Origin of the sequence: Bacteroides caccae (assembly GCF_002222615.2) — a bacterium.
In the GTDB taxonomy this organism is placed as follows: Bacteria; Bacteroidota; Bacteroidia; order Bacteroidales; family Bacteroidaceae; genus Bacteroides; species Bacteroides caccae.
Genome location: NZ_CP022412.2, coordinates 3,025,834 through 3,038,400, shown reverse-complemented (window position 1 = coordinate 3,038,400; position 12,567 = coordinate 3,025,834). Strand labels below are relative to the sequence as shown.

General features: G+C 45.2%; 10 protein-coding genes and 1 riboswitch. Of the genes, 9 read left to right on the top strand and 1 reads right to left on the bottom strand.

Translation table 11 applies throughout. From position 1 onward, the window contains the following. Positions 1–2,454 (bottom strand): ATP-dependent helicase, encoded by a 2,454-nt coding sequence (locus CGC64_RS12295; RefSeq protein ID WP_005676160.1) that lies wholly within the window; start codon positions 2,452–2,454, stop codon positions 1–3. A 146-nt stretch (positions 2,455–2,600) separates the two neighbouring features. Between CGC64_RS12295 and CGC64_RS12290 the strand changes: the two genes are divergently transcribed. The 9 genes from CGC64_RS12290 (at position 2,601) to CGC64_RS12250 (ending at position 12,565) form a co-directional block, all read left to right on the top strand. Beyond that, positions 2,601–4,340, top strand: a complete 1,740-nt coding sequence (locus CGC64_RS12290) for a hypothetical protein (protein WP_032854980.1) — start codon at positions 2,601–2,603, stop codon at positions 4,338–4,340. 75 nt (positions 4,341–4,415) lie between these two features. Continuing rightward, complete coding sequence (locus tag CGC64_RS12285) at positions 4,416–5,033, top strand: superoxide dismutase (RefSeq protein WP_005676162.1); 618 nt, start codon at positions 4,416–4,418, stop codon at positions 5,031–5,033. 156 nt (positions 5,034–5,189) lie between these two features. Further along, a complete protein-coding gene (locus CGC64_RS12280) occupies positions 5,190–7,172 on the top strand; it encodes a sensor histidine kinase (protein WP_005676163.1) in 1,983 nt (660 codons plus the stop codon). 55 nt (positions 7,173–7,227) lie between these two features. Continuing rightward, a riboswitch (TPP riboswitch) is annotated at positions 7,228–7,321 on the top strand. Positions 7,322–7,382: 61 nt separating this feature from the next. After that, positions 7,383–7,583 carry a sulfur carrier protein ThiS gene (thiS, locus tag CGC64_RS12275; RefSeq protein WP_005676164.1) on the top strand — a complete coding sequence of 67 codons (201 nt, stop codon included), beginning with the start codon at positions 7,383–7,385 and terminating at the stop codon, positions 7,581–7,583. 4 nt (positions 7,584–7,587) lie between these two features. After that, complete coding sequence (locus tag CGC64_RS12270) at positions 7,588–8,205, top strand: thiamine phosphate synthase (protein ID WP_032854981.1); 618 nt, start codon at positions 7,588–7,590, stop codon at positions 8,203–8,205. 10 nt (positions 8,206–8,215) lie between these two features. Beyond that, the gene (locus CGC64_RS12265; protein WP_005676166.1) at positions 8,216–8,992 is read left to right on the top strand and encodes a thiazole synthase; all 777 of its coding nucleotides are present in this window, start codon (positions 8,216–8,218) and stop codon (positions 8,990–8,992) included. A gap of 50 nt (positions 8,993–9,042) precedes the next feature. Further along, positions 9,043–10,731, top strand: a complete 1,689-nt coding sequence (thiC, locus tag CGC64_RS12260) for a phosphomethylpyrimidine synthase ThiC (RefSeq protein ID WP_005676167.1) — start codon at positions 9,043–9,045, stop codon at positions 10,729–10,731. A gap of 10 nt (positions 10,732–10,741) precedes the next feature. After that, a complete protein-coding gene (thiH, locus tag CGC64_RS12255) occupies positions 10,742–11,866 on the top strand; it encodes a 2-iminoacetate synthase ThiH (protein WP_005676168.1) in 1,125 nt (374 codons plus the stop codon). A gap of 6 nt (positions 11,867–11,872) precedes the next feature. Then, positions 11,873–12,565 (top strand): HesA/MoeB/ThiF family protein, encoded by a 693-nt coding sequence (locus CGC64_RS12250; RefSeq protein ID WP_005676169.1) that lies wholly within the window; start codon positions 11,873–11,875, stop codon positions 12,563–12,565. Positions 12,566–12,567 lie beyond the last annotated feature (2 nt).

Here is a 12,567-nt window from a genome sequence, read left to right as displayed (position 1 = left end):
TTATTTTATCACTTTAAAACGGGCAAAACGCAATAATAGTTGTTTGTCACCCGCATTTTTGAAATGAATGGTTGCTTTCGCATTATCTCCCGTTCCTTCCACTTTCATCACTTCACCCAGTCCGAAACGTTCGTGCTCTATCATCTGTCCGGCACGTACTCCCGTCACCGACGCAGCATTCGAAGCTGCCGACTGTGCACTACTGCTTCCACTCACCGCACTCACTTTTTTCAGGTTTCTCGGCACACTGGGGGCTATAATCTGTGCTTTCGAACGTGCACGCTGTTCGGAAGAACTACTACCGAAAGAAGCACGCGACGGAGAAGCGGAACGAGTGAAGCCTCCCTCAATCTCCCTACGGAAACGCCCTGCGCCTTCATCAACCGAACGACTCACTCCTGCCTCATGCGGTAATTGCAAATAATGAACATCAATATCACGCAAGAAGCGGCTGGGACTTCCAAATTCCATTTTTCCGTAACGAAAACGGGTCTTTGCAAACGAAAGATAGCAATGTTCTTCCGCACGGGTGATCGCCACATAGAACAAACGGCGTTCTTCTTCCAATGCACGAGGAGAATCTCCTGCCATTCCACTGGGAAAGAGATTTTCTTCCAGCCCGACCACAAATACGTTCTTAAATTCCAGTCCTTTAGCCGAATGCACGGTCATCAAGGTTATCTTTTCCCCGTCATCCGCTTTATCAGAGTCCTGATCGGTAAGCAAGGCAATCTCCGAAAGAAAATCGGTCAGGGAAATGTTCGGGTTACCTTCTTCCTGCCGCAAAGCACAAAAGTCATTCATCCCGTTCACCAACTCCTCGATATTTTCTTTCCTGCTCAAGTTTTCAGGCGACGTATCCTGACAGACATCATTGATGATACCGGACCGACGGATAATATCTGTTCCTATTTCGTATGCATTCTTATCCGCCTGACCGGTAATAAAACCCTCAATCAGTTCACGGAAACCTTGCAATTTCGCATGCGTCCCTTTATTGATATTGAGCCCATAACTCAATGGTTCACAAAGTGCCGCCCAAAGGCTGACGCCATTATCGGTAGCCGCCGATATAATCTTTCCGACAGTAGTATCCCCGATACCACGGGCAGGATAATTAATGATACGTTTGAACGCTTCTTCATCATTCGGATTCACCACCAACCGGAAGTAAGCAATCACATCCTTTATCTCCTTACGCTGGTAAAACGAGAGTCCTCCATATATCTTATAGGGCATACTTCGTTTCCGAAGTGCTTCCTCAAAAACACGGCTCTGCGCATTCGTTCGATATAAGATAGCAAATTCGGCATATCCGTAACGAAACTCCCGGCGCAATTCTGCTATTTTGTTCGCCACAATATCCCCTTCTTCCACATCACTGTAAGCTTGAAATACCCCAATAGGCTCTCCCTTTTCTTTCTCCGAGAATACGGCTTTCCGTATCTGACGTTCATTCTTCTCAATCAGACTGTTGGCAGCACAGACGATCGTTTGCGTAGAGCGATAATTCTGTTCCAACTTGAAGACTTTCGTATCCGGATAGATTTTTGTAAAATAAAGGATGTTATCAATATCCGCACCCCGGAAGGAGTAGATACTCTGTGCATCATCCCCTACCACGCAGACACGCTGGTTTTCCTTCGTCAGTTGCAGGACAATGCTGTGCTGCGCATAGTTCGTATCTTGATACTCGTCCACCAACACATAACGGAACTGATCACGATAACGCGCCAGCACATCCGGGAAATCACGGAACAGGATATAAGTATACACCAGCAAATCATCGAAGTCCATTGCCCCGGCCCAGCGGCATCTCTCCCAGTAACGGGTATAAATATCACGGATAGCAGGCATTTTAGCGGCCATATCGCCTTCATAAGCCTCTTTGTTAGCGGCATACCCCGTAGGAGTGACCAGATGATTTTTGGCATTGGAAATACGTGCCTGTACGACTCCCGGCTTATAGATTTTCTTCAATTCGATGACTTTCGCCTTTTCTTTCTCCTCCAAATCAGGTCGATTACCATATTTACGTAACAAATCCTCATGAACTTTTTCTTTTAACACTTCGTCTATGATTGTAATAAGCAGACTTTTGCTATCTGCTGTATCATAAATAGTAAATTTGGAAGTAAATCCGATATATGATGCTTCGGCACGAAGGATACGGGAGAAAATGGAATGGAAAGTGCCCATCCACAAATAACGTGCCCGCTCCATACCTACCTGACGGGCAATACGCTCCTTCATCTCACGCGCCGCCTTATTGGTAAAGGTCAGTGCAAGGATGTTCCACGGGTTGTAACCGTTCTCAAGCAAATAGGCAATTTTATAAGTCAATACGCGCGTCTTTCCCGAACCGGCACCGGCTATTACCAGCGAAGGTCCGTCGTTATAAGTCACTGCAGCACACTGACTCTCATTCAACTCCTCTATATAATTGGTATTCATAACAGCATTATAAAAACTATGAGGATTTTTAACAAACCCTTGGCGTTCAATTTTGTTCTCAATACAAAAGTATAATATTCATTTGAGAATGAAGGTATTTTTATGATTTTTCATCACTAACTATTTTAACCTAACCCCCAAAAGCAATGAAAAGAGGTATATTTTTATCAATTATCTTAGGCTTGTGCCTGATTACCTGCATTCCGCAGGTCATGGCGCAAAAACAAAGCCGCATGGAAAAGTTGCTCAGGTATCTGAACGACAACGACGCCGACAAATGGCAGAAGAACCGCGAAAAGCTGGATGATGAGACGCAAACTTATTACTCTGAAGAACTGGCACTGCTGGATGTGCTCCACCAACTATGGAATGAACATAGCGAACAGGCTGCCACAAACTATTTCGGATGTTACGGGAAAGCTTTCCAAGGAAATTTTTCCACGATTTGTGACGAAGAAAAAATACAGCTTTCCGATGTACGGAACAGAGCTGAACAGTCGATTATCTACATCCTGGAAGGTTCGAAGGACAAGATTCCTTTCAGCCGGGCAGTGATAGACAGCATTCGCTCGACTGATTATCCGGTCGACTCCGTGATGCTGCAAAGGCTACGGGATATTCGCGAACTGGCATTATTGGAAGGTATGCTAAAAACACCCACGCCCGGCACTTATCAGACGTATCTCGCAGAATATCCAAACGGAAAGTTCATCGCACAAGTCAACGCTGCCGAAAACAAACGGCTCTATCAACTTGTGGAAAAAGATCCTTCTTCCGGAAATTTCAAAGCATTCTTCGATAATGCCGATATGCAGAAATTCTTTAGGGATAAAGACAGTCGTCCTTATCTTGCGGAGGTCCGTTCGCTTTACGACAATTTCCTGTTCCAGCACATCGACAGTCTCCAAAAAGAAGGGAATGCCACTGCGATCCGCCAAATTATCGACGACTACAAGCATACGCCGTACCTGACTGCCGCCGCCCGTACTCATCTGGATGATTTGGAGTACTTGAGCGAGAAAGCTGATTTTGAACTGTTGAAACCGGCTATTGTCAATTCTGAGTCTTTGAGTTTACTGAAAGATTTTCTCTGTACACATCATTACAAAGAATTTCGTGACCAGGCAAATGCACTACGTAACCCATTCGTCTTGCAAGCCATTCTCGCCACTCCTACTTCTGTAAAATATTACAATCAGGGAAGGTTGATAAAGTCCGTAGAAAATGATAGTACGGGAAATATCTCAACCACTTATACATACAATGAGAAAGGACAGCTCACCTCTATGCTTTCAATCACCGAAAAAAACGGGCAAATAAGTAACGAGATACAAACGAACAGACTGTACGATCCGCAAGGGCACTGCATCTTTGAGGTGAAGACGAATCCGAAAACCAAAACGGACATTTACCGGCAAACACGCCGCATTGGTTCCGACGGAAGCATAGAAAGCGACTCGCTGAAATATACGGACGGAAGATTCGCTGTCAGCACCTACAACAAGCAGGGACAACTGACAGAAACCAAGGAATACAACAAGAACGGGGAACTTCAGGCATATAAGGCCAATAAGTATGACGAAAAAGGACGGCTGACGGAATCACAACACCAAAATCTGCTGTTCGCCAACGTACCGGATCAAATTCTTTCTCAAAAAGAATCGTATGAATATGACAAATACGGTTACCTGACCCGGATAGTTTACCAACGCATAACGGGCAATAACCAGAAAACTTCCGGTTACCTGACTTGCCTGTACGATGATTATGGTAACCGGATTGACGGTAACTCCTATTACGAATATGATAATACAGGACAATGGATCTATCGCGCAGACCGCGACAATCCGAAGGAAACAGAGCGTGTACAGTACATTTACAAATAAAATGAGATGTAGTGAACCTTTTCCGCCAACCTGCTGTTATTATAGTATAACAAGCCAATTAAAACTTGTAACATTATGAATACTATATTAATGTCTTTAATAATTATGACCATGACTTACGAAATGCCAAAACTTCCCTACGCAAACAATGCGTTGGAACCTGTAATCAGTCAGCAAACAATAGATTTCCATTACGGAAAGCATCTACAAACGTATGTAAATAATCTGAATAGCCTTGTGCCCGGAACAGAATATGAAGGTAAAACGGTAGAAGAAATCGTTGCCTCAGCACCGGACGGAGCTATATTCAATAATGCGGGACAAGTATTGAACCACAATCTGTACTTCCTGCAATTCGCCCCGAAACCTTCGAAGAAAGAACCCGGAGGCAAACTGGGAGAAGCAATCAAACGTGACTTCGGCAGCTTCGAGAACTTCAAGAAAGAATTCAATGCAGCAGCAGTCGGATTGTTTGGTTCTGGTTGGGCCTGGTTGTCCGTAGACAAGAACGGTAAACTGCATATCACCAAAGAAAGTAACGGAAGTAACCCGGTACGCGCCGGGCTGAAACCTCTTCTCGGATTTGACGTGTGGGAACACTCTTACTACCTGGATTACCAGAACCGCCGCGCCGACCACGTGAACGCCCTGTGGAATATCATCGACTGGGATGTGGTAGAAAAAAGAATGTAACCGGACGCATATAATAAACTAAACTATACTATTGAAAAGGTCGTTGTGAATTTCACAGCGGCCTTTTTTCTAGCATAAAAAAAGGTAATATATTTATTGGATATCAGCTACATAAGTTGTATTTTTGCGATACTTGAATCAACATAACAAACAATTATGACACTTTATAAAAGAAATAAGATATTGTTCATTGTCTTCATTGCTCTCCTATTCTTCTCCCCCCGTTTATGCAATGCTGCCGACACAGAAGAATCTGCAGAAGAGATACTTTTCATTACCTCCTATAATTCTGATACTAAATATACCTACGACAACATATCAACATTTATACAGACTTATACCCAACTGGGCGGAAAGTACTCCACTATCGTAGAAAATATGAATGTAACGGATTTGTCACAGGCCCATAAATGGAAAGAAACGCTAACCGAGATTCTGGATAAACATCCGGGTGCAAAATTAGTTATTTTCCTCGGCGGTGAGGCATGGAGCAGCTTCCTTCATCTCGAAGATGAGAAATACAAAAGACTCCCCGTATTCTTTGCAATGGCATCCCGCAACGGCATCCGAATTCCGGATGAGCCTATTGATATGCAACAATATGAACCCCAGAGCATTGACTTGACGGAACGAATGAAAGAATATAATGTAAAATACTGTTCTTCATACGAATACGATATTAACAAGGATATAGAAATGATGAAATATTTCTATCCGGAAATGGAACATCTGGCATTCGTTTCGGATAATACATACAACGGTCTTGCCGAACAGGCCTGGTTTAAAAAGAATCTGAAAAATCATCCGGAACTGTCTATCACTTACATCGACGGCCGAATCCATACACTTGATATGGCGGTCAACCAATTACGTGTTCTCCCCAAAAATTCGGTAATGCTGCTTGGCATCTGGCGAATTGATAACAGAGGAATCACCTATATGAATAATTCCGTTTATGCTTTCTCCAAAGCAAATCCTTTGTTGCCTGTGTTCAGTCTGACGTCCACCGCAATAGGTTATTGGGCTATCGGAGGATATGTCCCCCAATATGAAGGGATAGCCAAAGGAATGGGAGAATACGCATATCAGTTTCTGGATAAAGGGAAAAATGACATCCGTAGCATTAATATATTACCCAACAAATATAAATTTGATGCCAATAAATTAAAAGAATGGGGATTTGAAGACAAGAAGTTACCCATTAATTCAATCGTAATCAACCAGCCGATCCCTTTCTTTGTGGCTTACAAAACGGAAGTACAGTTTATCCTGCTCACCTTCCTTGTATTGATAGGCGGACTGATGATTGCATTGTATTACTATTACCGGACTAAAATTCTGAAGAATCGTCTGGAAAGAACAACGAAACAACTACGGGAAGATAAAAAGAAACTGGAAGCGTCGGAGATAGAATTGCGTGACGCCAAAGAGCGTGCGGAGGAAGCCAACCAGCTAAAGAGTGCTTTTGTGTCGAATATGAGTCACGAAATACGTACGCCATTAAATGCAATCGTAGGTTTCTCCAGTTTGCTAATCAATTCCGTAGAACCTTCGGAAGAATTACAAGAATATGCCAATATCATCCAGACCAATTCTAACCTGTTGCTACAGCTTATCAGCGACGTACTGGATGTATCGCGTCTCGAATCGGGAAAGCTGCAATTCAACTATGAATGGTGCGAACTGGTGACTCATTGCCAAAATATGATTACCCTGACCAACCGGAACAAAACAACGAATGCAGACGTCAGACTGCAAATGCCCAAAGAGCCATATATGCTCTATACCGACCCGTTGCGTCTGCAACAAATCATCATCAACCTGCTGAATAATGCGTTAAAATTCACTCCCGCCGGAGGAAGCATTACATTGGATTACACGGTGGACAAAGAAAAACAGTGTATACTATTTTCTGTGACCGACACCGGTACAGGAATCCCCGAAGACAAGCAGGAACTTGTATTCCAACGCTTCGAGAAGTTGAATGAATTTGTACAGGGAACAGGGTTGGGACTGGCTATCTGTAAACTGACGATTCAATATATGGGAGGTGATATCTGGATTGACAAAGATTACAAAGGCGGAGCGCGATTTATCTTCTCTCATCCTATCAAAGAAAGGGAATCAACAGAAAAATGAAAAAAAATCGGTTGATTTAGTGTTTTTCTGTTTCTTTTTCGCTTACTTTGCCCCCGTAAAGACAAAGGGGTGCCCCACGAGGGGCTGAGATTATACCCTAGGAACCTGAGGCAGTTAGCACTGACGTAGGGATTGTGTTTCTTCTTATCGCCTTTCTTATAAAAGCACGCTCTTTGTATTTACTTTCAACTTATTTATTTTGATAGGACAATGAAAGTACAAGTGAACAACAAAGAGGTGGAAATAACTCCCGGCTCTACCCTTACCCAACTGACAGTGCAACTGGAGCTTCCGGTTCAAGGCATCGCTATCGCCGTAAACAACAAAATGATTCCCCGTACCGAATGGGAACGTTTTTCGTTGCACGAGAATGACAATCTGGTAATTATCAAAGCGGCTTGCGGAGGATAGTAAGATGATCAGTCTACAATTTATCACTCACCGGACCGAACGGTATTCTTACTTCGAATCGGCATGTATGGCACTCGAAGGAGGCTGCAAATGGATTCAGTTACGTATGAAGGACGCACCACTCGATGAAGTGGAAGCGGTAGCCTTGCAACTAAAACCGCTCTGCAAAGAGCATGAAGCTATCCTGATTCTGGACGACCACGTCGAACTGGCTAAGAAACTGGAAGTGGACGGTGTGCATCTGGGAAAGAAGGATATGCCTATCGATCAGGCAAGACAGATACTCGGAGAAGCCTTTATCATTGGCGGCACAGCCAATACGTTCGAGGATGTCCTACTGCATTATCGTGCCGGAGCAGATTACCTCGGTATCGGTCCTTTCCGCTTTACAACGACCAAGCAGAATCTGAGCCCTGTTCTGGGCTTGGAAGGCTATGTCTCTATCCTCGCGCAAATGCAGGAGGCACATATCGAGCTGCCGGTAGTAGCTATCGGAGGAATCACTTACGAAGATATTCCCGCCATACTACGCACGGGAGTGAACGGCATTGCCCTATCGGGAACGATTCTCCGGGCAAACGATCCGGTAGAAGAAACAAGAAGGATTTTAAATAACAACTAATTTATAGGATATGGAAAAGTTAGTAATTGCGGGACGTGAATTTAATTCCCGCCTTTTCCTGGGAACAGGAAAATTCAACTCCAACGAAGTAATGGCACAAGCTATTCTGGCATCGGGTACGGAAATGGTAACCGTAGCCATGAAGCGCATCGACATGGACGATAAAGAGGACGATATGCTGAAACATATTATCCACCCACATATCCAGCTATTACCCAACACTTCCGGCGTGCGGGACGCTGAAGAAGCTGTATTTGCTGCACAAATGGCCCGTGAGGCATTCGGTACAAACTGGTTGAAGCTGGAGATTCATCCGGACCCGCGTTATCTGCTCCCCGACTCTATCGAGACACTGAAAGCCACGGAAGAACTTGTCAAATTAGGCTTTGTGGTATTGCCTTATTGTCAGGCAGACCCTGTGCTCTGTAAACGACTGGAAGAAGCAGGTGCGGCTACGGTCATGCCTCTCGGCGCTCCGATCGGCACGAACAAAGGATTGCAAACGAAAGAATTCCTGCAGATTATTATCGAACAGGCGGGAATTCCGGTAGTAGTAGACGCCGGTATCGGCGCTCCTAGCCATGCTGCCGAAGCAATGGAACTGGGTGCATCCGCCGTATTGGTGAATACGGCAATAGCTGTTGCCGGAAACCCGGTAGAAATGGCCAAAGCTTTCAAAGCCGCTACTGAAGCCGGAAGACAGGCTTACGAAGCGGGGCTGGGACTGCAAGCCTTCAATTTTGAAGCAGAAGCAAGCTCACCATTAACTGCATTTCTTGATAAATAAAATTAAAGCGTAGTCGACAACCTGACTACTCAGTTGCTTAAAAAACAATTATGGAACAAAGAATAAAATTTCCCCGCTCCCAAAAAGTATATCTACCCGGCAAACTTTATCCGAATATCCGCGTGGCGATGCGGAAAGTAGAACAAGTGCCCAGTGTCAGTTTCGAAGGAGAAGAAAAAATAGCTACGCCTAATCCGGAAGTATACGTATATGACACCAGCGGTCCGTTCAGTGACACTGAAATGAACATCGACTTAAAGAAAGGACTGCCTCGTATGCGTGAGGAATGGATTGTAAGCCGGGGTGACGTAGAACGTCTACCTGAAATCACTTCGGAATACGGCCGAATGAGAAGGGATGATAAAAGCCTGGACCACCTGCGCTTTGAACATATCGCTCTACCTTATCGTGCCAAAAAAGGAGAAGCTATTACCCAAATGGCGTATGCGAAAAAAGGAATAATCACTCCCGAAATGGAGTATGTAGCTATTCGTGAGAATATGAACTGCGAGGAGTTAGGAATAGAAACACATATTACTCCCGAATTTGTCCGTCAGGAAATCGCAGCCGGACGTGCCATATTACCCGCCAATATCAATCATCCCGAAGCTGAGCCTATGATTATCGGCCGCAATTTCCTGGTAAAAATCAATACGAACATAGGTAATTCCGCCACTACTTCAAGTATTGATGAAGAAGTAGAGAAAGCATTGTGGAGCTGCAAATGGGGCGGAGACACACTAATGGATCTCTCGACAGGAGAAAATATCCACGAAACACGTGAATGGATTATCCGTAACTGCCCTGTGCCGGTCGGCACCGTACCTATCTACCAGGCTCTTGAAAAGGTGAACGGTGTAGTGGAAGACCTGAATTGGGAAATCTACCGTGACACCCTCATCGAACAATGCGAGCAAGGAGTGGATTACTTCACGATTCATGCAGGTATCCGCCGCCATAACGTACACCTCGCCGACAAACGTTTATGCGGTATTGTCAGCCGTGGAGGAAGTATTATGAGCAAATGGTGTCTGATGCATGACCGCGAAAGTTTCCTATATGAACACTTCGACGATATCTGCGATATTCTGGCTCAATATGACGTTGCGGTGTCTTTGGGTGACGGACTTCGTCCGGGCTCTATCCACGATGCCAACGATGAAGCGCAATTCGCCGAGCTGGACACTATGGGCGAGTTGGTGCTCCGCGCCTGGGACAAGAATGTGCAAGCCTTTATCGAAGGTCCCGGACACGTGCCCATGCATAAGATCAAGGAAAATATGGAACGCCAAATCGAAAAATGCCATGATGCGCCGTTCTATACGCTCGGCCCATTGGTCACGGACATCGCTCCGGGATATGACCATATCACCTCCGCTATCGGTGCAGCGCAAATCGGCTGGCTCGGAACGGCTATGCTGTGCTATGTTACTCCAAAGGAACATCTCGCCCTGCCCGACAAGGAGGACGTACGTGTAGGGGTCATTACTTATAAAATAGCTGCACATGCCGCCGACCTGGCTAAAGGGCATCCGGGAGCACAGGTACGTGACAATGCGCTAAGCAAAGCCCGCTATGAGTTCCGCTGGAAGGACCAGTTCGACCTGTCACTTGATCCGGAACGGGCACAGACCTATTTCCGTGCAGGACATCATATCGACGGAGAATACTGTACCATGTGCGGACCAAACTTCTGTGCTATGAGACTATCACGTGATTTAAAGAAAAACAAGAAATAACTCTAACAATATGTTCTCAGACGAATTAGAAAAAATATCCTGGGAAGAGACGACAAAAGCCATCTATTCCAAGACAGATGCCGATGTACGCCGGGCTTTAGGCAAATCCGGGCATCTGGACGTCAATGATTTTATGGCACTCATTTCGCCCGCCGCTACTCCTTATCTGGAAGTTATGGCACGGCTCAGCCAGAAATATACCATGGAACGGTTCGGCAAGACAATCTCCATGTTCGTGCCGCTTTACATCACCAATTCATGTACCAATTCTTGTGTGTACTGCGGTTTCCATATCAGTAATCCGATGAAAAGGACCATACTGACGGAGGAAGAAATCATCAACGAATACAAAGCTATCAAACGATTGGCACCCTTCGAGAATCTTCTGCTTGTTACGGGTGAAAATCCTGCTGCTGCAGGTGTCCCTTACATTGCCCGTGCACTGGATCTGGCAAAGCCTTACTTCAGCAACCTGCAAATTGAAGTAATGCCTCTTAAAACAGAAGAATACAAGGAACTGACGAACCACGGATTGAACGGAGTGATCTGCTTCCAGGAGACTTACAACAAGGCGAACTACAAAATTTATCACCCGAGAGGAATGAAATCCAAATTCGAATGGCGCGTCAACGGTTTCGACCGTATGGGGCAGGCAGGAGTACACAAAATCGGTATGGGAGTTTTAATCGGACTGGAAGAATGGCGCACGGATGTAACCATGTTGGCCTATCATCTCCGTTACTTGCAAAAGCATTATTGGAAGACAAAATATAGCGTTAACTTCCCACGTATGCGTCCGTCCGAAAACGGAGGGTTCCAACCAAATGTTATCATGAACGACCGGGAACTTGCCCAACTGACGTTTGCTATGCGAATCTTCGATCACGATGTAGATATCTCCTACTCTACCCGTGAAAGTGCGGAAATCCGTAACCACATGGCAACTCTGGGTGTGACGACCATGAGTGCGGAAAGCAAAACCGAACCGGGCGGATATTATAGTTATCCGCAAACACTGGAGCAGTTTCATGTGAGCGATGAACGGAAAGCGGTAGAAGTAGAATGTGACCTGAAAAAACTGGGACGTGAACCGGTATGGAAAGACTGGGACCAAGCTTTTGACTTTAAAAGATAAAAACGGATGCGATACGACAGACAAATGATACTCCCCGAAATCGGAGAAGAAGGTCAGCTTAAGCTGAAAAAAGCAAAAGTACTCATCGTGGGTGTGGGAGGGCTGGGCTCTCCCATTGCCCTCTATCTGGCAGGAGCAGGCGTAGGCTGCATCGGACTGGTAGACGACGACCGGGTAAGTATCAGCAACTTGCAACGGCAAGTGCTCTATTCCGAGAACGAACTGGATAAACCGAAAGCTGTATGTGCCGCAGAAAGACTTTCCGCACTAAACAGCGGAATCAGTATCCTGCCCTATTCCACCCGGCTGACAGAGGAAAATGCCGGCAATATCATCCGCAAATATGATATCGTAGTAGACGGATGCGATAATTTCGCCACACGCTATCTGATTAACGATATCTGCATTGAACAAAGGAAACCGTACGTATATGGTGCCATCTGTGGTTTTGAAGGTCAGGTTTCGGTATTTAATTACGGAGAGATGAAAAAGAGCTATCGTGACCTCTATCCCAATGAAGAGGAAATGAAGCGAATGCCACCTCCCCCTAAAGGAGTAATAGGAGTCACTCCCGCCGTCGTAGGAAGCATTGAAGCAACGGAGGTACTGAAAATAATTTGTGGATTCGGTGATATTTTAGCCGGTAAACTATGGACGATTGACCTGCGGACATTGCAATCTAACAAATTTTCACTATAAAC